General features: G+C 36.6%; 19 protein-coding genes and 1 pseudogene. 10 read left to right on the top strand and 10 right to left on the bottom strand.

Annotated features, from left to right (window positions below; genetic code table 11):
• The first annotated feature begins 119 nt into the window (after nt 1–119).
• The 3 genes from gltB (at nt 120) to GH741_RS03570 (ending at nt 7,417) form a co-directional block, all read left to right on the top strand.
• A complete protein-coding gene (gene gltB / locus GH741_RS03580; protein WP_153735378.1) occupies nt 120–4,709 on the top strand; it encodes a glutamate synthase large subunit in 4,590 nt (1,529 codons plus the stop codon).
• Between the two features lie 28 nt (nt 4,710–4,737).
• Nucleotides 4,738–6,225, top strand: coding sequence for a glutamate synthase subunit beta (locus GH741_RS03575; protein ID WP_153735377.1), 1,488 nt, complete (start codon nt 4,738–4,740; stop codon nt 6,223–6,225).
• Nucleotides 6,226–6,511: 286 nt separating this feature from the next.
• Nucleotides 6,512–7,417 carry a DMT family transporter gene (locus GH741_RS03570; RefSeq protein WP_153735376.1) on the top strand — a complete coding sequence of 302 codons (906 nt, stop codon included), beginning with the start codon at nt 6,512–6,514 and terminating at the stop codon, nt 7,415–7,417.
• A 175-nt stretch (nt 7,418–7,592) separates the two neighbouring features.
• On the opposite strand, the gene GH741_RS03565 is transcribed toward GH741_RS03570, so the two are convergent.
• The 7 genes from GH741_RS03565 to GH741_RS03535 form a co-directional block, all read right to left on the bottom strand.
• Nucleotides 7,593–7,895, bottom strand: a complete 303-nt coding sequence (locus GH741_RS03565) for a hypothetical protein (RefSeq protein ID WP_153735375.1) — start codon at nt 7,893–7,895, stop codon at nt 7,593–7,595.
• A 29-nt stretch (nt 7,896–7,924) separates the two neighbouring features.
• Complete coding sequence (locus tag GH741_RS03560) at nt 7,925–8,485, bottom strand: hypothetical protein (protein ID WP_153735374.1); 561 nt, start codon at nt 8,483–8,485, stop codon at nt 7,925–7,927.
• A 330-nt stretch (nt 8,486–8,815) separates the two neighbouring features.
• On the bottom strand, nt 8,816–9,010 hold the full coding sequence (locus tag GH741_RS03555) for a hypothetical protein (RefSeq protein ID WP_153735373.1): 195 nt from the start codon (nt 9,008–9,010) through the stop codon (nt 8,816–8,818).
• 73 nt (nt 9,011–9,083) lie between these two features.
• The gene (locus GH741_RS03550) at nt 9,084–10,643 is read right to left on the bottom strand and encodes a sensor domain-containing diguanylate cyclase (RefSeq protein ID WP_153735372.1); all 1,560 of its coding nucleotides are present in this window, start codon (nt 10,641–10,643) and stop codon (nt 9,084–9,086) included.
• Nucleotides 10,644–10,854: 211 nt separating this feature from the next.
• The gene (locus GH741_RS03545) at nt 10,855–11,211 is read right to left on the bottom strand and encodes a nucleotide excision repair endonuclease (RefSeq protein ID WP_338079218.1); all 357 of its coding nucleotides are present in this window, start codon (nt 11,209–11,211) and stop codon (nt 10,855–10,857) included.
• A 42-nt stretch (nt 11,212–11,253) separates the two neighbouring features.
• Nucleotides 11,254–12,696, bottom strand: a complete 1,443-nt coding sequence (locus GH741_RS03540; RefSeq protein ID WP_153735371.1) for a DEAD/DEAH box helicase — start codon at nt 12,694–12,696, stop codon at nt 11,254–11,256.
• Between the two features lie 24 nt (nt 12,697–12,720).
• Nucleotides 12,721–13,695, bottom strand: coding sequence for a TRM11 family SAM-dependent methyltransferase (locus tag GH741_RS03535; protein ID WP_153735370.1), 975 nt, complete (start codon nt 13,693–13,695; stop codon nt 12,721–12,723).
• A 636-nt stretch (nt 13,696–14,331) separates the two neighbouring features.
• Here GH741_RS03535 and GH741_RS21550 point away from each other — a divergent pair.
• From GH741_RS21550 to pfkA, 5 genes are all read left to right on the top strand, one after another.
• Nucleotides 14,332–14,487 (top strand): hypothetical protein, encoded by a 156-nt coding sequence (locus GH741_RS21550; RefSeq protein WP_170287547.1) that lies wholly within the window; start codon nt 14,332–14,334, stop codon nt 14,485–14,487.
• 228 nt (nt 14,488–14,715) lie between these two features.
• Nucleotides 14,716–16,023, top strand: coding sequence for an alkaline phosphatase family protein (locus GH741_RS03530; RefSeq protein WP_153735369.1), 1,308 nt, complete (start codon nt 14,716–14,718; stop codon nt 16,021–16,023).
• 82 nt (nt 16,024–16,105) lie between these two features.
• Nucleotides 16,106–17,374 carry an MFS transporter gene (locus GH741_RS03525; RefSeq protein ID WP_153735368.1) on the top strand — a complete coding sequence of 423 codons (1,269 nt, stop codon included), beginning with the start codon at nt 16,106–16,108 and terminating at the stop codon, nt 17,372–17,374.
• Nucleotides 17,375–17,569: 195 nt separating this feature from the next.
• Entirely contained in the window at nt 17,570–18,553 is a 984-nt protein-coding gene (locus tag GH741_RS03520; protein WP_153735367.1) for a glycoside hydrolase family 43 protein, read from the top strand.
• Between the two features lie 172 nt (nt 18,554–18,725).
• Complete coding sequence (gene pfkA / locus GH741_RS03515; protein WP_153735366.1) at nt 18,726–19,691, top strand: 6-phosphofructokinase; 966 nt, start codon at nt 18,726–18,728, stop codon at nt 19,689–19,691.
• A 155-nt stretch (nt 19,692–19,846) separates the two neighbouring features.
• Here the strand turns inward: pfkA and GH741_RS21865 are convergent.
• Nucleotides 19,847–19,966: pseudogene (locus GH741_RS21865) on the bottom strand (NAD(P)H-dependent oxidoreductase); the annotation flags it as partial.
• Between the two features lie 1,084 nt (nt 19,967–21,050).
• Between GH741_RS21865 and GH741_RS03510 the strand changes: the two are divergent.
• Nucleotides 21,051–22,085 carry a glycoside hydrolase family 5 protein gene (locus GH741_RS03510; protein WP_153735365.1) on the top strand — a complete coding sequence of 345 codons (1,035 nt, stop codon included), beginning with the start codon at nt 21,051–21,053 and terminating at the stop codon, nt 22,083–22,085.
• Between the two features lie 410 nt (nt 22,086–22,495).
• The gene (locus GH741_RS03505; protein ID WP_170287546.1) at nt 22,496–23,341 is read left to right on the top strand and encodes an FtsZ/tubulin family protein; all 846 of its coding nucleotides are present in this window, start codon (nt 22,496–22,498) and stop codon (nt 23,339–23,341) included.
• Nucleotides 23,342–23,510: 169 nt separating this feature from the next.
• Here GH741_RS03505 and GH741_RS03500 read toward each other — a convergent pair whose 3' ends face one another.
• Both GH741_RS03500 and GH741_RS03495 read right to left on the bottom strand, forming a co-directional pair.
• Nucleotides 23,511–23,699: a hypothetical protein gene (locus tag GH741_RS03500; protein ID WP_153735363.1), complete on the bottom strand. Its 189-nt coding sequence runs from the start codon at nt 23,697–23,699 to the stop codon at nt 23,511–23,513.
• A 188-nt stretch (nt 23,700–23,887) separates the two neighbouring features.
• Nucleotides 23,888–24,928 (bottom strand): ABC transporter substrate-binding protein, encoded by a 1,041-nt coding sequence (locus GH741_RS03495; protein WP_153735362.1) that lies wholly within the window; start codon nt 24,926–24,928, stop codon nt 23,888–23,890.
• Nucleotides 24,929–25,039 lie beyond the last annotated feature (111 nt).

The following is a 25,039-nucleotide window of genomic DNA, read 5'->3' as shown; positions in this document are numbered from 1 at the left end:
TTTTTTACATAACAAATTTTCTTACTTAGTCTATTTGAAAAATGTGAGAAACTGGAATAATTTTTCAAGAATTTGCTCACTATAAACACTAATATATTTTTTTGAAAGAAGGTTTTGGCATGGAACATCATCATCAATATCCTCCGGCTCAAGGTCTATATGACCCTTCATATGAACATGAAGCATGCGGAATTGGCCTAATAGCCAATATTATAGGAAATAGAACACATGATATAGTTACTTCTGCTGTGAAAATCCTTTGTAATCTTGAACACCGTGGAGGGCAAGGTGCTGACACAAGTACCGGTGATGGCGCTGGGATAATGACACAGATCCCCCATACTTTTTTCAAAAGAGAATGCGAGAAGGAAGATTTTAACCTCCCTGATCAAGGTAAATATGGGGTTGGCATGATATTTTTATCTCCTGATCCTAGAGTAAGAAAAAACACTCAGAAAAAATTCACAAAAATTGTTGAGGAAGAAGGCCAAGTAGTCTTAGGCTGGAGAACCGTACCTCTTAATGACGCCTTTCTTGGAAAGAAAGCAACAGAAACAAAGCCAATAATACGTCAAATATTTATCGCGCCAAATCCAAAGATCTCCGATCAGATGGTCTTTGAACGGAAATTATATGTGATACGTAGAAGAGCAGAAAAAGAGATTCGCGGCGCAAAGGAATCTGACTACTTTTATACTGCAAGTCTATCTACCACTACAATTGTTTACAAGGGGATGCTAATCCCTGAGCAAATCGATACATTTTATATCGATTTAAATAATCCTGATTTTAAGACTGCGATGGCATTAGTTCATTCTCGCTTTAGTACCAATACATTTCCAAGCTGGGAAAGGTCACACCCATATCGATACTGCATTCATAACGGGGAGTTTAATACGTTAAAAGGGAACGTTAATTGGATGCGCGCTCGCCAAGGTTTAGCAGAATCAGACTATTTTAGTAAAGGTGAGCTTGAAAAAGTACTTCCTGTAATTGATGAGGAAGGCAGTGACTCATCTATGTTTGATAATTGTTTTGAATTTTTAAGACTTTCTGGCCGCTCACTAGCACATACAGCAATGATGATGATTCCTGAGCCTTGGAAAAATGACGAGCTGATGGATGACACAAAACGAAGCTTTTACGAGTACCATAGCTGTCTAATGGAACCATGGGACGGGCCAGCTGCTGTTGTATATACAGATGGTAAGCAAATCGGGGCTTGTCTGGACAGAAACGGATTAAGACCAGCACGGTATTACGTAACAAAGGATGATCGTATCATTCTAGCTTCAGAGGTTGGTGTTCTCGATATACCTCCAGAAGATATTGTTCGAAAAGAACGACTAGAACCTGGGAAGATGTTATTGATTGACTTAGAAGAAGGACGGATCATACCAGATAAAGAATTCAAACAAAAAATTACAACAGAACAACCCTATCAAAAATGGATAACAGAACAGTTAATCGATGTTAAGGATCTTCCTTTATCAACTCAACACAGAGCGAGCAAAAACTTGAATTTACGTGAGCAACAACTCGCATTCGGGTATACAAACGAGGAACGATTCAAAATGTTAAAGCCGATGGTTACCGATGGAGTAGATCCAATTGGTTCGATGGGAAATGACACACCAATTGCTGTTCTCTCAAAAAAACCTCAGTTACTATATAGCTATTTTAAGCAGTTGTTTGCCCAAGTGACCAATCCACCCCTTGATGCGATTCGCGAAAAATTTGTGACGGATGTGTCTACAACGATTGGTGCTGAGGGGAACCTTGTCCAACCAAAACCTGAGAGTTGTCGAAGGATTCGATTACAAACGCCGCTATTATCAGATGATCAGTTTCAAATTCTATCTGACAATCCTTATGATGATTTTAAAGCAGTGCAACTATCCACGTTGTTTGAGATCAATGATCAGAAATTTAATCCGAAAGAAATAATGGATCGACTTTTTGCAAAAGCTGATGAATCGATTGAAAGCGGTGCAAAGCTACTCATTCTAACTGACCGTGGTGTCGACAAGACTAAGGCTGCCATCCCTTCTCTACTTGCTGTTTCTGGACTACATCATTATTTAATTAAACAAGGTACTCGCACAAAGATTAGTATAATCATTGAGTCCGGCGAACCCCGGGTTGTTCATCATTTCGCCTGCCTCCTCGGTTACGGAGTAGATGCCATTTATCCTTACCTTGCCTACCAGACTTTGGAACAAATGATTGAGTATGGTGAGTTGATCGATACCTCCTACCGGGAAGCCATTGATCGATACATAGAAGCATCGACAAAAGGCGTTCTCAAGGTTTTATCAAAAATGGGCATTTCAACTATTCAAAGTTACAAAGGTGCACAAATTTTTGAAGCACTAGGTATTGAAAGTGATGTAATCAACCACTATTTTAGTCGAACAGCCTCACGGATCGGTGGAATCGACCTAGAGACTATATTTAAAGAGGTTACCTTAAGACACGCTCGAGCATATAAGAGTCAGAACCAGTACCTAGAAGATGGTGATGAATTTCAATGGCGGCAACATGGTGAAGATCATCAATATAACCCACAAACAGTACATTTGCTACAGCAAGCCTGCCGAACAGGTGACGAGAAACTATATAAAAACTATGCAAAACTACTAAACGAACATGATACGAACTTACAAACAATTCGCGGATTATTAAAGTTTAAAGAAACACAAAATCCAGTGCCGATTGAAGAAGTTGAAACTGCTGAACAGATTTTCAAGCGGTTTAAAACTGGAGCCATGTCGTATGGGTCGATTAGTTCAGAGGCACATGAAAGCTTAGGAATAGCAATGAACCGCATCGGTGGGAGAAGTAACTCAGGTGAGGGCGGTGAAAATCCAAGTCGTTTTGAACCTGATGAAAACAAGGATTTGCGCAGAAGTGCAATCAAACAAGTTGCATCCGGACGATTTGGAGTAAACAGTCATTATTTAGTCAATTCAGATGAAATCCAAATTAAAGTTGCCCAAGGTGCTAAACCAGGTGAAGGTGGCCATCTACCCGGGAAAAAAGTTTATCCATGGATTGCTGAAGTAAGAAGATCAACACCAGGAGTTGGCTTAATTTCCCCTCCCCCACACCATGATATTTATTCGATTGAAGATCTAGCAGAACTAATTTTAAACTTAAAAAACGCTAACCCTAAGGCAAGAATAAGTGTTAAATTAGTTTCCGCTGTCGGGGTTGGAACGGTGGCAGCCGGGGTTGCAAAAGGTCGGGCGGACTTGGTGTTAATCAGCGGATATGACGGTGGAACTGGTGCGGCACCAAGAACAAGTATTTCACATACAGGGTTACCTTGGGAAATCGGTCTTGCTGAAACACACCAAACCCTTATCTTAAACCAGTTACGTAGTCGGATTGTAGTGGAAACGGACGGGAAAATGATGACTGGTAGAGATGTGGTCATAGCTGCTTTGTTAGGGGCTGAAGAGTTTGGTTTTGCAACAGCACCACTTGTAGTCCTTGGTTGTGTTTATATGCGTGTTTGTCATTTAGACACTTGCCCTGTTGGCATTGCTACCCAAAATCCAGAGTTAAGAGAAAAATTCACAGGTGATCCTGATCATGTTGTTAATTTCATGAGATTTATTGCAAACGAGGCAAGGGAAATTATGGCCGAACTTGGCTTTAGAACAATTAATGAGATGATTGGGCGGACAGATGTATTAGAGGCAAATAAGGCTATTGAACACTGGAAAACAAAAGGCATTGATTTATCAGCGCTTTTATTCAAGTCCGAACTTAGAGGAAATACAAATGTATATGCAACTGAAGAACAATATCATGGACTTGATAAATCACTTGACCAGCAAGAACTAATTCCAATATGTGAACCTGCCTTAGAAAATAAAGAACCTGTTAAGGCATCCTTACCAATTTTTAATATTAATCGTTCGGTAGCGACACTTCTTGGTAGTGAAGTTTCAAAGAAACATGGGCTTAATGGTTTACCAGAGGATACGATTCAATTGAAGTTTTCCGGATCAGCAGGTCAAAGTTTTGGTGCTTTTGTACCAAAAGGAATAACTCTTCGACTAGTTGGAGATTCCAATGATTTTGTCGGAAAAGGATTGTCAGGAGGAAAAATTATTGTTCACCCACCTCGTCAATCAACCTTTGTTCCAGAACAAAATATTATTATTGGAAACGTAGCCTTCTATGGGGCAACTGCAGGAGAAGGGTATATCCGTGGCATTGCAGGAGAACGTTTTTGTGTACGAAATAGTGGTGTACATGTGGTTGTTGAAGGTGTTGGTGATCATGGTTGTGAATATATGACAGGTGGTCGCGTGATCATACTTGGTCCGACTGGTAGAAATTTCGCAGCTGGAATGTCCGGAGGAATTGCTTATGTGTTGAACGATCAAATCAATGACTTTAAACAAAAATGCAATCCAGAAATGGTAGAAGCAATTGAGTCGTTATCCGATGATGAGGAAATCATGGAAGTTAAATCAATGATTAAGAAACATGCAGATTACACAGGCAGTTCCATCGCAAGCAAAGTTCTAGAAAATTGGGAAGATTATCTAACAAAATTCTTAAGAATCATTCCAAAAGATTTCCGTGAAATGGAACGTTCAATTATCCAAATTATGAAAACGGGTTTACCTCGACAAGAAGCATCGATGCAAGCATTTGAAGAGACAAAAGTAGCTGTTAACGATCGAAAATAGCATTAAATGTAGGTAAGGAGGAAACAACTTGGGTAAAATAACGGGATTTATGGAATACGAACGTCAACCATGGCCTGGACGGGATCCAAAGGAACGAGTAAAAGATTGGGAGGATTATACAGTCCCACTAGAAGAAAATGAACTCAAAAAACAAGCGGCCCGCTGCATGGACTGTGGTATCCCAACCTGTCACATGGGAACAGAAATAAATGGCTTAACATCTGGCTGTCCTGTTTACCATTTGATACCAGAATGGAATGACCTTGTTTACCAGGGCCAATGGCAAGAGGCTTTAGACCGTGAAATGAAAATGAATAACTTCCCAGAATTCACTGGAATTGCATGTCCTGCTCCATGTGAGGGCTCGTGTGTCCTTGGTATTAATGAACCTCCCGTCGCCATTCGTACAGTTGAAAGAGCGATTATTGAAAGAGGTTTTGAAGAAGGTTGGGTCACCCCTAACCCCCCTAAACAACGAACAGACAAGAATGTGGCTATTGTCGGATCTGGTCCAGCGGGGTTAGCCTGTGCTGACCAATTAAATAAAGTAGGTCATCATGTGACCGTATTCGAACGGGATGATCGCCCTGGTGGTCTCCTAACTTACGGCATACCTGAAATGAAGCTATCATACTCTGTTGTTGACAGAAGGATCTCACTCTTAAAAAAAGAGGGAATCACTTTTAAAACAAATACAGAAATTGGGAAAGACATTTCATTCGAAAAACTAAAAGATAAGTTTGATGCCATTGTGCTTAGTTGCGGCGCCACCGTGCCTAGACCTATCGCTGCCGAAGGTGACGACTTAAAAGGTATCCATTATGCCATGGACTTTTTACATGCAAATACAAAAAGCTTACTTGATTCTAAACATAAGGATGGAAATTATATTTCTGCTAAGGACAAGGATGTAATAGTTATCGGTGGAGGAGATACCGGAACGGATTGCATAGCCACCTCCATGAGACATGAATGTAAGAGTCTTGTACAATTTGATATTTATCCAAAAAAGTCTGAAACTAGAAAGGACGACAACCCATGGCCACAATGGCCTGTAATTCACCGGGTGGAATATGGACATAAAGAAGCAGCCGCTGTTTTTGAAGAAGAACCTAAAGCATATGCAGTATCGACTAAAAAATTTGTCGGTGATGAAAACGGAAATGTTAAAGAGGTTCATACTATTGGTGTAGAATCATACATTGATAAAAACGGCCAAAAACAGCGTAAAGAAATTCCGGGTACTGAGAAAATTTGGCCGGCACAGCTTGTTCTTCTTGCTATTGGCTTTACCGGACCTGAAGCAGGAGCGTTTCAGAAATTTGGTATTAACACGACTAATTCTTCAACTGTTGCTGCAGAATACGGTAAGTTCAAGACTAATTTGGATGGAGTCTTTGCTGCAGGAGATGTACGACGAGGTCAAAGTTTGATTGTTTGGGCTATAAATGAAGGACGTGGAGCTGCAAAAGAATGTGATCGCTATCTAATGGGATCAACTGATTTACCAGGCTGAGATTCAAAATAATATATGTTCCATGATAATGGTATGACGCTTGTATTTTTGCAGGTGTCATATTTTTTATTATTTCCCTTTTTTGTTAAGTAGATAATTGACAAATTTTGATAGATGGGAAAATGTTTAGCATACCTCGAAATTGCTACTATTTATTCTCCAAATCCTATATCGAGCAAATTTCCCCGAAAGCAATTAATATATAACATATCGAAGTTTATATTATCTACGAACTTAACTTACATATGAATTATTGAGTTTTAAAGGTATTAGGGGGGAATAAATTTTGAATAAAAAAGCACTTTTATTTGCACTTATCACTATTACTATCTGGGGATCTACTTTCGCCGCTATTCGTGCCAGCTTGCATGGTGGATATTCACCAGGTCATTTAGTTCTGACTCGTTTCCTAATCGCATCAGCAATTTTTGCTGGTTATTCGATGTTGCCAAATGCCCATTTCAAAATACCAAGAAAGGATGATTTTTTTCGAATTTTAATACTCGGACTTATTGGAATTAGCACATACCATATAGCATTAACTTTTGGTGAGCAGACGGTTTCTGCTGGTACAGCAGGCATGTTTATTGGTACCGCACCTATTTTTACAGCTTTAATTGCAGTGCTCGTATTAAAGGAACGTCTTGGTATTATTGGTTGGGTTGGTCTTGGAATTGGCTTTACAGGTATTATTATTATAACACTTGGCACCTCCAATTCGTCCTTTCAAGTATCTAACGGTGCCTATTTAGTAATGCTAGCAGCACTAGCAACCTCGGTATTTTTCGTTTTTCAAAAACCGCTTTATGCACGATATAAACCTATTGAACTAGCAGCCTATTTCACCTGGGCTGGAACATTACCAATGCTGTTTTTCGCCCCTGGATTGTTTGGTACAATCCAACAAGCGACGATGGAAGCAAACATATCAGCACTATACACAGGAATTTTCCCTGCAGCAATTGCATACGCTCTTTGGGGAACAGCACTTTCGTTAGGAAAAGCAAGTTCTGTAACGAGCACCATGTATATTGAACCAGTTATCGCGATAGTTGTTGCTTGGATTTGGCTAAAAGAATTTCCAAGTACGCTCTCGATTATCGGAGGAACAATTGCCATCGCTAGTGTGATTGTAGTGAATTTGGTAGGTAAAAAACGCAGAGTGATTGTTAAGGAATTGGAAGCTGGTTAGTACTTTACCTTCACTAACATATCCAACATACCATTCCTTCTGGCATATTGGATAAAAACACTGTCAATTTAAACCAAATTAACACCTACAAACTCATTAAAATAAGCTCAGTTATTAAACTGAGCTTTTCTGCTTCAAGTATAGGTATAATTTAGTCGAAATGGGTATCCTGGTACTATTCTCCAACTACTATCTTACTCGCAATTTTGTGATCAACTTCATTATTAAATCCTTTGTCTAATATCCAAATCTCAACCTTCTGATTCTTTTCCAAATCAGAAAAACTTTCTACCTCACCGGAAATGATGGTTTCTTCATCTACCATTATTTTAAAAGAAGGATACTCAGCCTCAGGGTCAATTTCATCCGTTCCTACAACAATACTTGTTTTTTCCACTTTCAAAATAACGCCTTGAAAATCTGAACATCCTACCAAAAAAATCAATAACAGTAAAAAAGGAATCATTATTTTTTTCATCTTTTTGTCCCCCTTTTAACCACAACTACTTAAATTTCACTCACATAAGTTAATAATTTCTGAATTCTAGTTTTAACATTTTTAGGTAGATTACTTTTTAATGCTTGTTTTAATATAGCAGGGTTTTCAATACCTACCTTCCGAAAATGATTTTCAACCTTTTGAACCTTTTCTTCTCGCCCCGGTATCAATTGATAAAGAATATACCAATCTTCTAATAAACAGAACGGGGTCTGATTACCATCTACCATATAACTCTTAACAGAATGCTCCGCGAACGGAAGTACATAAACGCCTTCATCATGCTTAATTTTGAATTCAGACATTACGTCCATAAATAAGTCCTTAATTACAAATTCATAATAGTAGGTAGTATGAAAAGGATTTAATGGTTCTACTTTTCGTTCCTTCCCTAATTTGCATAGAATATTAACAACAGTTTTAACATCATCATCTTTAACAATAATATCAAGATCATTTACAATATTGGTTATTCCATGTTGAAATAAAAGTAAAGAACCACCTATTGCCCATGTACAATTTGTTTTGTTCAAGTTATTTGCTATGTAGATTACTGTTTCTTTGTTCATATTTCACCTCAAAATAAATTAATAATTCCTTTTGGGTCGGTCTACGTTATTTGCCCAGTAATGATAATGAAAAACATCCATTGATTACCCCTGATCAAAGATGATATTTTCATAATTCACCCTTCATTCTCACAATAATAATCGCAATAATTGATTTAAATTCTCCATAAATAAACTAATACCCTTTTTTTATATTTCCTGGAAATGTAAGGTTAGAATACAACCTGTAATTCATATTCAAATCTAATATCCATTTAAAAAGACAATCAATTAGCATACAAATTGATTGTCTTTTTACTGTTTGGTTTTCTTATTGTTTTAAGGTGGACTCTATTCTTTTTTTGGTTCATCGAGTGCTTGGTATGCAGATTGATATTTTCCACCTGCAGCGACTTCTGAATGATATAATGCCTTAAGGGCAAATGGTTTCTCAAGATCATGCTCCCGCATTAACTCTTTTAGTCTCACTTGCAGTTCCCCGTTATCCTTCACCAGCTGTTTCATTTGAGATTTTAGGTATTTCATTGGGATTTACCACCTTTCTGTTAATGCTTACATATAGTCATTGCAAGTTTATCCTTTACCTCATTCTCTACTATCAAGCATACACTTTATAAGTAGATTTCCCTTCCCGTTTAGCCCCATACATAGCTTGATCCGCCTGTTTCATCAAAAGATTTTCATCTAGTGTATCCGAGTCAATATTCGTTATTCCTACGCTACAAGAAGTCTGAATCTGAGCATCCTCAATCATAAAAGGTTCATTCATTACTTCCAATAAATCATTGACAAATAGCTCAGCGTCTTCAAATCCCCCTGCGATTAATAGCGCAAATTCATCTCCACCTATTCTAGCTACAAAACTATCTGGAGGGAGATGAGCTTCAAATATAGAAGCTACTTTAATTAGTACTTTATCCCCTACATCATGACCAAACGTGTCATTAATTTCCTTGAAATTATCAAGATCTATGGCCAATAATGAAAATTGTTGGTTTTTCTGGTCTTTCATATTGTAAAGCCATTCCGAAAATGTACTATTGAAATGATGTCGATTGGCTAAGCCTGTTAATGTATCGTGATAGGCAAGGAACCTTACTTTACTCTCTGCAAGCTTTTCTTGGGTTATGTCTCTAATCATTACGTATTGCATCATTTCATTTTCTACTTTGATAAACTCCGAATCTACTAACAGATGCATATCTTGTCCAGTATCGGGATGCTTCAAGGTTAATTGGTAATTTCTAAGCCCCATATTTTGTTGTAAGCCTCTGACCCAACTAGAATAAAAAGTGTCTACAATGACCTTTGGTATAAAATCACCTAAGCATCGGTTTAATATGTCTTTTTCTTGCAGATTAAATAATTGAGTAGTTTGTTTATTCAACTCTTTTATTATAAGTTCACTATTTACTAGAATGATGGCAATTGGCGATACATCAAATAGAATTTGATATCTCGTCTCGTAATAAGGTAAAAAGTTATATTTCTTCATAGTAAGTAACATAGCATAAATAAGAAAAAATTCTGCATAGATAATCATAGGAGGAAAATTACTCATAAATATAAACTGAGACTGAATAATCCCCCATCCAAATGCCCAAATAAAATAAAAAATTAGTCCAATCCTAAGGAGAGATAGCTGTCTCACATTTTCTTCAGGTGCTTTCTTTAGATAGATTGAAGTAATGGTGAGCATATAAATTACGTAAATCAATACATGTAGACCTACTAAATGTACTGCCGGTCCATACTCAATATACTTTGCATAAGGTAAATGTACTATATTTTTCACAAGAATATCATTGATGAAAAATAAGGGAGTGATAAGAACGATTGGTAAATAGATTCCCCATCTTTGCCAGAAGCCTGTTATTTTTTTATTTTCATTAGTAAGCAACCTAAACCAGTCTGCAACTAAACAGATTTGCAATAAATATACTGGAAATTCTAAGGCTATAACTAAAAATCTTGTGGTTTCATCTGGGAGAGTCTGTTTAAAAAAGAAGATGAGAAAGACTAGAGCAAAAGAAAAGATTAGAAGTGAAGCGACTTTATGTATTGGACTTTCTCGATTTTTTAAATATGTTTTATAAGATAGATATAGCAAGTAGCAGGTAATAGCGAAATAGAAAAGTGAAAGGATTACAATGAACAACAGACTCACCTCCAGAAAAGACTATATTAAAATATTTATTAGGTTAGTCATTTAGACCTACATTAGTAAACTCTATTATACACCAATGAATCAAATTACCCAATAAAATAGCAATAAGATCAACTAATTTGCCTTATTGCAAGTTGGGTGGAATTTTTTATTTAACGAACTTAAGTGGAGACAAAGAAAATCTCCACAATTAAATTTCTTTTTACCTAAAAAATGCTTTATCTATATTGTATTTCGCCTTCCGATCATTAATAATATACGTTTCATAGATTTCTCTATCGACGGGTTCTTCTACGAGACATACTTCTATTTTACTTACTTCATCTCTATGATCTTTGATTGCAGATACATTATCTTCAAAATGTTTTTTTACTCTTGGTCTTAATTTCCTTGCTTTACCTACAAATAACAGCTCATCATTATTGTTGTAAAACATAAAGATACCACCCTTATCTCTAGGAATTAGGTGAAAATCAGTAAATCCATAAATGTTGCTCAGTTCAGGATTATTCTGTTTGTTAATAGTAACCTCTGGTTTTGGTATAGTTACAGTTATCACTAAATCACTTCCTCTTCTGTATTTTGTCTTGATTCTAGCATATTACTTGTTTGCTTCATGTACCTTTAACAACTTACCCTTGATTGTTGTGGTCCTCATAGTTTTTAACACCAATGGGCCTTTGCCGTTTAATATTTCAACATAAGAAACATTTTCCTGGATTGTGATGATTCCAATATCTGAAGCTGATACACCTTCAATTTTTGCGATCGTACCAACAAAATCTACTGCTCTGATTTTCTTTTTCTTGCCACCATTAAAGTATAACTTCATAATCCCCTTGTTTAACTTAGCACTTTTATCTTCTTTAAGAGTTGGTTTAGTATTAATTTTTTCTTCAAAAGCAGTATTCCTGCTTTCTACTTCTTGTTTCGTAGGCGCGTCAACTTTAGGTATTTCAAAACCAATATAGCTCTCAATTTCTGTCAAAAACTTTTCTTCATAGGGTGTTATAAATGTAATTGCTTTACCTGATTTACCAGCACGTCCAGTTCTTCCAGTTCGGTGGACATAACTTTCTTTCTCTAATGGAATGTCATAGTTAATAACAAGCGAGACATTATCAACATCAATCCCTCTTGCAGCGACATCAGTTGCAACTAGATAACGAAAGACTCCCTTTTTAAAATCATTCATGACGGCAAATCGATCATCTTGGTACAATCCCCCATGAATCTTGTCACAAGGATAGTTTGCATGATCTAATTGCTTATGTACAAGTTCTACCTGTTCTTGAGTTCGGCAAAAAATAATACAACTATCCGGGTTTTCAACCGTTGTTATATCTTTAAGGATTGCAAGTTTATTGTCTGGCCTTACCTCCAAAAGATTATGGACTATTTTGTCTGTCGTAATCCCACTTGCTTTTATTTCTATTTCAACTGGTTGGTTCATATATTTATGGCAAAGTTTTTCAACATCTTCTGGCAATGTAGCTGAAAATACACATGTCATACGTTCTGTTGGAAGTTCTTTTATAATTGCTTCCACCTGTTCGATGAATCCCATGTTAAGCATCTCATCTGCTTCATCGATAATTAGATACTTCAGTTCATTCAATGCAAGAGTGCCTTTTTCAATATGATCTAATACCCGACCTGGAGTACCAACTACTACATGTGTTTTTTGCTTTAGTTCGATTTTCTGTTTGGCAAAAGGTTGCTTTCCATAAACTGCAACTGCTTTGATTCGCTTAAACCGACCGATATTGGTTATATCCTCTTTTACTTGTGCAGCGAGCTCACGTGTTGGTGTCAGAATTAGTGCCTGTGGCTTATTCTCTTCCCACTCTACCATTTCACAAAGAGGAATACCAAAGGATGCGGTTTTTCCACTTCCCGTTTGTGACTTTACAACAAGGTCCTGTTCTTGTAATGCAATGGGAATTACTTTATTTTGTACTTCTGTAGGGTTTTTATAATTCAAACTAGCAAGTGCTCTTAATATTTCATCGCTCAAATTATATTCTTTAAAGCTTGTACTCATTTAGCTACCTCATTTTTATAATATTTACTTACAAACAATTATTTGCCGAACAAACGCCAGTCCTTTTTTCACAGTACATCTGTCTATAATCTCAAATCCAACGCCTAAAATAACTGAATCAATTGGTTCAATTGTTACAATTACTAACTTGTCAGCAAATTTTCTAGCACTTTCAAGCATTTCTCTTTGCTGTTCGGGTGTAATCGCTGAATATAGATTGTATGGTATATCAATAATTGCTACATCATAACTGCCGGTGACGTTTCGAATGTCTTTCATAGACACATCACCTGCCAGCCCAAAGTGTGCGATGTTTTCTCTTACTCCCTCTATTAAAAGAGGATTAAAGTCACTACCAACAATATCAATCCCCATCGACAAGGCCTCTACCAACACCGTTCCAATTCCGCAGCAGGGATCAATCGCTTTAATTCCAGTTGGATTAGGGACAGCAATGTTTGCAACTGCTCTTGCTACACGAGTGCTAAGGGAGGTCGAATAACTATGTGGCTTCTTTTGGTGGTGTAACCAAATCGCTTCATTCTTGTAATATTCACCGAATACCCAACGTCCATTCACATTCATAATACCTAACAATAGTTCTGGATGAACTAAATCTGCTTCACCGGGGATTTCTAAACCAACGTCCCTTTCTATCTTACGCCGTTCTGTGAAACCAACTTTTTCAAGATCCTGATTTTTAACAAAAATCATTCTAAAACTCTTATCTATATGTAGGTCCTTTACCTGTCTGATAACATCCTGTAATGTATCACCCTGATAAATAACATCAATTCTTTCTTTTATAAATGGACTTCGACTTGGATCAACCTTTATAGTACTTTCTAGGATAGTTGACTCCGTGTCTGCTCCAAAAAGAGCACGCATCTCCAGTGCACATAAGGATTTCTCATCCTCTATCCATGAATAATTGTAAATATAGGTGAGTGGCTCTTTACTACTAGCATCCACACGATTCAATCCCTTCCCGCTACACATAATCTGTATTTATCTTTAATGTCTATTGTGAAGCACTTCATTATACTACAAAAATAGAGCTAACCTAAAGACTAGAAAGTCATTCTGGTTTTTTTCATACCGATTTAGACTAACATATATTTCCCTCCATGAATAAGGTAAGCATTTATTTCACCCTATTTTTAGATATGCAATCCAAATGAGAATTACTCATGTAGGCTGTAAACATCTAATAAATGCAAAAAATTATAACAAAAGATAAATAAAAATTACCTCCTGCTATAATTTACTTACTCTAATTTATTGAACTAATTGCAAACAAACTATAAAGTTATTTTAAAATAAAATAAGAGCATGAACTCCTACTTACAAAAGACTAAAAATAAAACTTATTACAACAATTGCTCCAATTATCATTAAGATTGTTCGAATCATATCATTGATTCCTCCTTTTATTTGTCTTTCCTATACTTCCTTTACCATGTTTTTCTAACCACTAAACATACTGTTCAGCTCAGTAAGTAATTGTATTTACTCTTTTCGACCCTATCCCTGCACAAATCCTAGAGAAAATTTTGTTATGTTTATTAATAAATAAAGTGGGGAACCGTTCCTTGTTTAAAAGTATTATAAACGAGTGAAACGGAGGCGAAATCAATGTCCGAAAGAAATGAAGATATTGAAATTGAAAAAAGAGAAAAGAAAACGGATTCTAGTAAGGTAGCGTCAACGTTTATTAAATATTCTGCCTATATTATTATCCTAATCATAATTTTGTGGTTCTTAGTTAGTTATATTTTTCCAATGTTTTAGTCAAGACTAAAATCTGCAATTCTCAATAATTTATCATTTGGAACACCAGCCGAAATGACTGGTGTTCATTTTATTGGCTCATAACCTCTCTTACCAGAGGCCAATTAGTAATTACGTTACGTTTTCCCTATGTATTAACTATTATCTATCAATTCTAATAATTCTATTATATGATTAGACCATAGTACCGCTTAGTTGTTTTAGAGAATACATACGCTGGAGGTTATTATGACGCGTCTGACAGATCATTTAATTGTAATTTCATTTGATTGCCTATCCTCATTAGACATACCTATGCTAGAGGAACTCCCTAACTTCAAAGAACTATTGGAAAAAGGCGCTCACTGTAAAAATGTTGAAACAATTTATCCTTCCGTGACTTATCCTTGTCACGCAACAATTGTTACCGGCAGATTCCCAAATCGTCATGGCATTATCAACAACACTTTTTTACAACCTGGAGCCTCTTCGCCCGACTGGTACTGGCACCGAAAGTATGTAAGCGGAACCACACTTTATGATGAGGCCCGTAAAGCAGGGATGAAAACAGCCGCTTTATTATGGCCTGTAACCGCAAAAGCAAAGATTAATTACAACATGCCTGAAATATTCGCCAACCGCTCTTGGCAACATCAGATCCCTGTATCACTAGCTAACGGTACTCCACTCTATCAACTAGAAATGAATCGGAAGTTTGGTAAAATACGGAAAGGACTAAATCAACCGGAACTAGATGATTTCGTTCTAGAATCAACGGTTGACACAATAACAGCCAAAAAGCCTAATCTGTTACTCGTTCATTTCGTAGATTTAGATACGCAGCGTCATTACCATGGATTTTCTTCCGAAGAAGCAATAGCAGCTATCCGGAGGCATGATGTCCGTCTTGGGAAAATTGTCGAGGCGTTAAAGGAAGCAGGAATTTATCAAGACTCAACAATTGTAGCTCTCGGTGACCATAGCGCACTGAACGAATCTAAAGCAATTAAACCTAACGTCGTACTCAAAGAACGTGGTCTAATTAAAATAGATGAAAATAATAAGGTTTTAAGTTGGCAGGCGTATTGCAAGAGCTGTGATGGTTCTGCATATATTTATGTGAAGGATGAACATGATTTAGAAACAAAACATACAGTCCATGGACTTTTCGAATCACTTGTTGAGGATAGTAATAGCGGAATTGAACGAGTTTTAACAGGTGAAGAAGCTGCTGCAAAGGGCGCTGATGGAAATGCCTTTTTACTTATCGAAGCACAAAGAGATTACTACTTTAAAGAATACTTAACCGGCGAATTTATCGATGAGATTACAGATAATGATGTTAAAGAAGGTCGCTATACCCACGCTAGTCATGGGTATTCTCCTGAAAAAGACAACTATACTACAGTTCTAATGGCTGCCGGAAAAGGCATTAAACCAAACACTACCATCCCCTCCATGCATTTAGTTGATGAAGGCCCTACATTCGCTCGGTTATTAGGACTAGACCTCGGGGATACAGATGGACAAAGTATAGACGAGTTATTAAAAGTGTAAAAAGTCTGTAAAGTTTCAGAAGTAGTCAGCCTTTTTAAACTACTTTTCTAGTAAACTAATAGTAACCTAGGGGGATGATTTCATGAAGCGTTTTACAAAAACGGAAAACAGCTGGATGTTCTATGATTGGGGAAACTCTGCTTACTCAATCATTATTACAACTGCTGTATTCCCGCTATTTTACAAGGCAGCTGCTACAAAAGCTGGAGTTACTGCCGTTGATTCTACCGCTTACCTTGGCTATACCATTGCTATTTTCACATTTATTTTGGCTATGATCGGACCTATTTTAGGAACAATAGCTGATTACCAAGGACTAAAGAAGAAATTCTTCTCATTTTTCTTTTTCCTCGGAATATTTTCTACAGGATTGTTAGCATTCATACCAAGCGATAATTGGCTTCTCCTATTAATTTGTTATACCTTCGCAGCTCTTGGCTCAACTGGAGCCAATGTATTTTATGATGCTTTCCTTACTGACGTTACAACGGATGACCGGATGAATCGTGTCTCCTCACGTGGTTATGGACTTGGCTATATCGGTAGTACCATCCCATTTATCATTAGTATTGCAATCATAATTTTGGCTCAGAATGGAGTATTACCAATTTCAGCTTCAATTGCTAGTAAGATTGCCTTTGTCATTACCGCATTATGGTGGGGACTTTTCGCCATACCGATGTTTAAAAATGTACATCAACACCATTACATTGAACGGGAATCCAAAATTATATCCAATAGCTTTAAGCGCCTTGGTAAGACATTTAAAGAGATTAAAAAATACCGTGCAGTCTTTCTATTCCTTGTAGCTTATTTCTTTTACATTGACGGGGTTGGAACGATTATCTCCATGTCTACAGCCTACGGATCAGATTTAGGGATTGGTACAACTGACCTACTTATTATTTTATTTGTTACCCAAGTTGTAGCTGGTCCATTTGCCATTTTATATGGAAGGTTAGCAGATAAATTTACCGGAAAGAAAATGCTTTACGTCGGAATAGTTGTTTATATCATTGTCTGTATCTATGCCTATTTCCTGGAAACCACACTTGATTTTTGGATTCTTGCGATGCTTGTCGCTACATCACAAGGGGGAATTCAAGCACTCAGTCGATCCTATTTTGCTAAGCTAGTACCAAAGAAAAATGCCAACGAATTCTTTGGATTTTATAATATTTTTGGTAAATTCGCTTCGATTATGGGACCTTTATTAGTAGGAGTTACCGCACAAATTACCGGAAAATCAAACATGGGTGTGTTCAGTTTAGTTATTCTGTTCATTATTGGAATTATAGTCCTTGCATTTGTACCTGATCCCAAAAAGGTTTCAGTGGAAGCAATTAAGTAGTCTAGTTTTTTCTATATAAAAAATATTATTTACTAACTTAAGCATGGAAATTTGTACAGCATGTGAACGTTTCTAAAGCATCTTAGTATATTACTTTAGGTAATGTGCATGTTATTTATTGGATTAATCTGTTGAAATTGATATAATGAAAATCGCAACGCTTTCATACTTACTATTTTAAAAGGAGACGAGCTTATGACAAAAAAGCCGAAGCAAAATCAACCTATAGTCGAGCATATTTTTACTGCAGATCCTTCTGCACATGTATTTGAAGGGAAAATATACATATATCCTTCTCATGATTTAGACCATAACGAGCCATCTAACGACAATGGTGACCAATACAAGATGGAAGATTATCACGTACTTTCCATGGATGATTTTGATTCTCCAGTTGTAGATCACGGGGAAGCGCTTCACATGAAAAACGTACCTTGGGTAAAGAAACAAATGTGGGCTCCAGATGCTGCATACAAAAATGATACGTATTATTTATATTTCCCAGCACGCGATAAAGATGAGATCTTTAGAATCGGGGTAGCAACAAGCGATAACCCTGCTGGTCCGTTCACACCACAAGAAAGTTATATCCCTGGAAGCTTCAGTATTGATCCAGCCGTTTTAGTTGATGAAGACGGAAGATCCTACATGTATTTCGGTGGTCTTTGGGGTGGACAATTAGAAAAATGGCAAACTGGGTCATTTAAACCAGATGCAGAAGGTCCGGCTGAAACAGCCCCTGCATTAGGACCAATTGTAGCTGAGTTAAGTGATGACATGCTTACATTTAAACAAGAACCTAAAGAAATCTCCATCGTGGATGAAGATGGCAACCCTCTTCTTGCAGGTGATGAAGATAGAAGATTTTTTGAAGGTGCATGGGTCCATAAATACAATGGTTACTATTACCTTTCTTATTCGACTGGTTCTACACATAATATCGTCTATGCGACAAGTAAAGACCCACAGGGTCCATATACTTACAAAGGTAAAATACTTGAACCTGTAATTGGTTGGACAACGCATCACTCGATTGTTCAATTTGAAGATAAGTGGTACTTATTCTACCATGATAGTTCACTATCAGATGGTGTGAATCACAAGCGAAGTGTTAAGTTCACTGAAATTCATTACAATGAAGATGGTACGATCCAAACAATCGACCCCTATAAAGAATAAAAAAATGAAAAAAAGACTGAACTCATTATTATGGGCTCAGTCTTTTTTTACACCATTCTAGTTTGTGATTTCCACATAAGGGAACAGTAAAGAAAAATATAAAATTTTAAAAGAATCAATTAAAAGGTGTGTCTCATCGATATTTATACATAAAACTAATTAATTGAAAGGGATGTTTACATTGAAAAAAATAGGTATTTTAACGTCCGGGGGAGATTCACAGGGGATGAACAGTGCTATACGATCTGTTGTCAAGACTGGAATAAATAATGGTTTTGAGATGATTGGTATTAAACGTGGTTATAAGGGATTGATGGAAAACGATTTTTCAAAATTAGAATTAAAAGATGTTGGAGACATCCTTTATCGCGGTGGAACTTTTCTTCAATCTGCACGCTCAGAAGAATTTAAAACAGAACATGGGCAACTAAAAGCTATCAATAACTTAAAAAAAGCAGAGATTGATTATCTAGTAGTAATCGGTGGTGATGGTAGTTATCGTGGTGCAGATGCACTTGGTAAACGTGGTATTAAAACCTATGGACTGCCAGGGACGATCGATAATGATATACCTTTAACGGACTATACAATTGGATTTGACACAACCTTAAATGTTGTAACAGATGCAATTGGAAACCTACGAGATACTATGAGCAGCCACGAGCGTGTCAGTGTAATAGAGGTTATGGGAAGAAATGCTGGTGACATTGCATTACAGGCTGGTATTTCTAGTGGTGTCGACGCTATTTTAATTCCTGAATTGGAATGGGATATAACTAAAGTTTCTAATAGGCTTAAACATGGTTTTGAAGAAGGCAAAACACATAGTATTGTGATGGTTGCTGAAGGTGCAGGCAAGGCTGAGGATATCGCTACGTTGATTAGAGAGCATACCGATCTAGACACAAGATCTACTGTATTAGGACATATTCAAAGAGGTGGAACTCCTTCTGCGTTTGACCGTATTTTCACCAGTCGAATGGGGCACGAAGTTATCAATCTTATCAAACAAGACATTTCAGGTGTAGCTTTAGGTATGGAAAAAAACAAGATTACCTATCATACATTTGATGAAATTTTTAAGAGTAAAGATGTTTTTGATAAAAAGTTATATGAAATTTTCGAAGATCTTGTTTAGTTATAACAATAATAGAGTATTCTTTTTTCAAATAGAAGAAGTTAAATACTTTATAACAAATAAGCACATCCCTGGCTTGAGGATGTGCTACCACTCTCCAAATTAATTTCCAGTAGCATCAAATACGGTTTTAAAAGTTATTTCAACACTAATTCTCACGTATCGACAGTTTTAAAATAGCGGTATATTTTCTGTAATTTTTCCTTCTGCTTTCCCCTAGGACTTTCCATATTACCAAACTCAAAGAATTTTACTTTCTTTATCCCTACATAGTTTAAAGATGTCTGCACTGTCCATAGAATAATATGTTCGATTTAGATAAAGTCTATTATTTCGTATGAAAACGCTAACGAATTAGTCATAATTAACACTACTGGTGAGTGATATAATATAAGTGTAAGGAAAATAATAACAACTCATTATTACCGCACTTAGCGTCACAGGAGATTCAACCGTCCTAGGTTAGTTCCGTTTAAATACGGCTTTGAAGTAAACTAGGAAGAATGTCTGAATCTTAAGTAACAATACACAGGCGGTTCCATTAACAGCCCGTTTGTTATTCTCGGTGAATTTTTTTTGAAAGAAACAGTCCACAAAGAAGAATCCTTGAATCAGTGACTTGGTAAAGCATCTAAACTTTAAGTGTTTGAATGCTAATTAGAATATTTGCTGAGTTAATAAATTTCTTTTGAAGTTGAAAAACAAGAACTGAAGTCTCTAAGGATGAATAAAAGCAACTAATGTTCTTTTAAATAGAGACATTCAAAATCGGCTTATACTTCTAACTTATACGTTAGATGTCAATTCGTTTAACTATTTCAAACGATCCAATTCTAATTAGGTGTTTACAAAAAAATCCAACCGAACAATTTGAAAATGAGTCTTAAGAAAAGTTAATCAGTTTGATCAGTATCCTTTCCGCTGAACTGGGCATATCCTGGCAGGTAGCACTTCTATTTGGCAGTCGGAATGACTGTAAACTTTGATAAGTAGAATCAAAAGTGTTCTTGAGCCTATATTGGGCGGAATCATGTTAAAACCGTTCCCCACATAGGACATGTAATGGTTGGGTCCCCTGTGATGTTAAGAAAAGCAATCCAGTTGATTAAACTGGATTGCTTTTCTGTTTTTATTTTATAACGACATCCACTCCAATAATGGAAGTTATTATATTTAAAGCATCTTCTTTCATCCTTGATTGTATTTATTATGAAATTGAAGTTACTGTTAAATGCAAAGTCAATGTAATTTTCCTATTAACAAGTAGTTAGAAATTAAGCTTGAATTTTTTTCTATCAAAACATTATAATATACTAAAGGATGAAAGCGCTTTTTTGGAAGAGAATATAGGGGTGAAATATGAAGAATGAAAAGGTTTATATTATCATTTTAATTACTATAACTATTTTCACTTCCCTAATTATTGTCATAACAAAATCAACTAGCCCACCAGAAGCAGGTCTTGCAATTGAAGAAATTGATGGAAAGAAAACTCTGGTGGATACTGACGGAGATAAAATTCAACTACGAGGAATCAGTACGCATGGGTTACAATGGTACTCAGCCATTGTAAATAACAATGCTTTCGCTGCCTTTTCAAATGACTGGGATGCAAATGTGGTTCGACTTGCGATGTATATCGGTGACGGAGGCTATGCTAAAAGACCCGACAAAATGAAGGAATTAGTCATAGAAGGAATTAATCTTGCAATTGCAAATGATTTATATGTGATCGTTGATTGGCACGTACTTTATCCAGGAGATCCGAATCATGAGACTTATCAAGGCGCAATGGGGTTTTTCGAAGAAATTTCCACTCTTTATCCCAACCATCCAAACATTATTTATGAACTAGCAAACGAACCCAGTGAGCATGGAGAAGGCATTCCAAACGATATTTCTGGCTGGAGACAGGTAAAATCATATTCTGAGCCAATTATCAAGATGCTTAGAGATAGCGGTAACGAAAATCTAATAATTGTTGGAACTCCAAATTGGAGTCAAAGACCAGATTTAGCAGCAGAAGAACCAATTGATGATAAGAATACGGCTTATGCAATTCACTTTTATGCTGGAACGCATAATGATGGTCAGGTAATGGATAACGCTAAAGTTGCATTAGAAAATGGAGTTGCAATATTTGCATCTGAATGGGGCACTAGTGAAGCAAGCGGACATTTAGGCCCATTTTATGAGGAAACAGATGAATGGCTTGATTTTTTAAATAAAGAACAAGTGAGCTGGATTAATTGGTCTGCTGCTAACAAGCTAGAAACTTCCGCTGTATTCAATCATGATACCAGTCTAGATCCTGGTGAAGATCAGGTGTGGAGTGAAGAAGAATTATCGGAATCAGGTAAGTTCATTCGTTCCCGCATTAGAGGAGACAAATGATAGTTTAGACCCTTTTCTTTAAAGTAAGATTTCCCCAGAACGTCCTTTTATTTTTAAAATTAATTAAGATGATGTCTATTATGAAGCAATGGGGCATAAGACATGGATCCTCATGTTCGTAGGTTAGCAAGTAAGGGTTGTCGACACAAGAGTGGTGAAATATCTTTCACTAGAACACATCATCAATCCACGAGGTAACACTACTTTAAAGATATCGGTAACCCTTGTAATCAATGGAATATAAAGGCCGAAGTGTATTTCCAATTGATGCCTTAACGAGTACAAGTTCCAACAAATCCACTTAAGTACATTTATTCAACAAAACTAGTTGTTTTTCTTAACAGGATCTGACACGTTTTATGAGATTTATCTTTTATAATGGTGAAAAAGTGAAGTTGGGAGAAGGCGATATGGACAAACCTGCTAAAATCTATCAGATTAAAAGTACGCTTTTTGAAACAGAGAAAGCCGTTGCTGCAAATCTTGAACCAGATGATTTGTGTTTTTATCGCTTTATTGGAGGTAACTCGAGTGAAACGGCTGAATTAACCAATCAGTTATGTGAACTAAAAGAGAAAAAAATTTTGTTAATTGGTGTCTTTCGCTTTCCCTTCCGTTTTGAGGGCAAAAAAAGGTTTCAAACTGCAACAATTCAGTACTTACGGATGAAAGAGCTGTGTGATGCCGTTATTTACTTTAATAGTGATGGGCTTATGGAAACAATCGATGCAAACACAACTATACGTGACGCACATTTAACTTTTAATGCGATTGAGGAGCGAACAATTGAGGCATTAAAAGAAATGATTGAAATGACAGGTAATATGAATATCGATTTTCAAGACATCGAAACGTTTATTAAGGCAAATAAAGGTCCCTTGTTTATACATACGGTTGAGGAAGAATCCTTTGACGAACCGTTAAAATATCTTTTTTCAACCCCCTATTTACCAAATGATTTTACTGATGGCAAACAATTAATTATTAATATTGGTTATACTCAAGAGGTTGATATGGAGGCCTTTCGTCAAATAAACCTCCGGCTACATGATCTTTTTTCGAAAGCGGACCTTTTCAAGCTTGGTTCCTATTTCATTGATGAGCCTGGACAACGCTTAAAAATTACACTGTTAGTTAATGGCATCGATGATCCCATTGACACCCCAGATGATTATAAAAAGTTGCCTAAATACAAAGAGTTGTTCAGAAAGTGGCAGATTCTAGCAGAAAAAGGAAAAACCAAAATAAATTTTTAAATTCTTATGTATAATTTTTCTGAACTAACGTATTACTAGATAAACCGTAGCCGGGAACTATGGTCTATAGCTTAGCTGGTTCTTAATGGAATCAGCTAAGCTATTCTGTTTAAAATAGATCTCATCTAAGTTATTTATTAGAGAGATCTATTTTTTATTATGATTTTGTTTATCTTCTCTTACCAATTAACGACATCACACCATCCACTATTATTACACATGAAAAGAGCAGAATGGAGAGCACTCCAACGATAAATGTTAACGGTTCTAACGGTGCTAAAAAACCTTGTAGTGGAACTCGAATTAACGCAAATCCAGCAAGAATACAAGCCAAATACAAAATCGGATAACTACTCAATATAACCCCTCCTTTTATATATATATCTATTCAACTAAATAGACATATAGTGCATGAAATAATAACAAAATTATTGACATTAAATAGCAGCATGATTATGACAACGCCTTGCAATGTCCCAATTCTTAAACCAAACAGGAAAAGCCTTAATCCTTGATATATTGGATTAAGGCTCCTGAGAAAAAATATTATTCGTTAACCATTTCCATGATTTCATGTGTGTAGGCTTCATCTAAGTCTGCTGGGGTTTCGATAACCCCATATTGATGAGCGATTATCGCTGTCTGCTTAAACATTTCATCATCGATTTGACCAATATTTGCAGGGTCAAAGCCCTCAGGAAGAACTAGTTTAGCCACCTCTTCCATCATTTTCAATTGGTGATCCCTTGACGTACTTCCCTCTTCTGCTTCAGCCATTACACTGTCCACAGCCGCTTCCGGATCATCAATTGCTGCTTGCCAGCCTTTTAAAGAGGCTCTGACAAACTTGGCTGCTGTTTCTTTATTGTTTTCTAACCATTCTGTATTAGCAAACAAGTTATCCTCAAGCATTGCTACACCCTCATCGTTCATATCAATAACGTTTAAATCACTCTCAGCAAATCCTTCTCCAAGTACCACTTGATACTCATTATAAGTCATTGCTGAAGCGGCATCGATTTCATCTGCTAGGAACTGATCCATAGTGAATCCTTGTTTAACAAAAGATAGATCTGCATTTGGATCTAGTTCATATTTATCGAATAAAGCAAGTACCTCAAACTCATTTCCGCCCATCCAGTTACCAACATTTTTACCGGCAAGGTCTTCTGGTGAGGAAATTCCTGTTTCACTTTTTGAAACTAACACTAAACCACTTTTTTGATAGATCTGAGATATTTGTACAAGTGGTAACCCTTGTTCTTGGTGAGGCAACAAACTAGCTACCCATCCTATTCCAATATCTGCTGCACCATTGGCAACCTGTTGTTCAGGAACAATATCAGGTCCTCCCGCTACAATAGTGACATCTAAACCTTCTTCTTCATAGTAGCCTTCCTCTAGCGCCATAAAGTACCCAGCAAATTGTGCTTGTGGAACCCATTTTAATTGCAATTTTATAGGTGTCAGTTCATCTCCTGTATCTCCAGAAGCAGAGTCATTACCACATGCAGACATAACAAGCAATACCAACATAGTACAAGCGAACACAAGTAAACCACGGCTAAGTTTTACTTTACTAATCATCGTTTTCCCCCATTTATCCTTATTTTGTTTAGTGTCGAGAAGTCTTCTTATATACAAACAGCCGTATCAACTCCTGTACGGGAGATAGAACGGACGGATGTTTCTGTTAAT

Origin of the sequence: Aquibacillus halophilus (assembly GCF_009649745.1) — a bacterium.
Lineage (GTDB): Bacteria > Bacillota > Bacilli > Bacillales > Amphibacillaceae > Aquibacillus > Aquibacillus halophilus.
This window is presented reverse-complemented; position numbering and strand designations above follow the sequence as displayed.